Annotated in this window: 1 rRNA gene; it reads right to left on the minus strand. The window is 45.5% G+C overall.

Annotation, left to right across the window (positions count from 1 at the left end):
- Positions 1–161: ribosomal RNA gene (locus HHH54_RS11130) — 23S ribosomal RNA — on the minus strand; the annotation flags it as partial.
- Between the last annotated feature and the right edge of the window lie 94 nt (positions 162–255).

The raw sequence follows: 255 nt of genomic DNA on the forward strand, positions 1-255 counted from the left end.
TCACGCATGGATAACACGACATAACTCGTGCTGGGTTCCCCCATTCGGAAATCTCTGGATCACAGCTTACTTACAGCTCACCAAAGCATATCGTCGTTAGTAACGTCCTTCATCGGCTTCTAGTGCCGAGGCATTCACCGTGCGCCCTTAATAACTTAATCTAGACGTGTTAATAAGCGTTCGCATTCGTCCTCATTTCTTTCTTCGCTTGCTCGTTTACAGAAAGTAAACGTCGCTACACTCATCAAGAAATTC

Origin of the sequence: Staphylococcus canis, from assembly GCF_016238445.1 — a bacterium.
Taxonomy (GTDB): Bacteria; Bacillota; Bacilli; order Staphylococcales; family Staphylococcaceae; genus Staphylococcus; species Staphylococcus canis.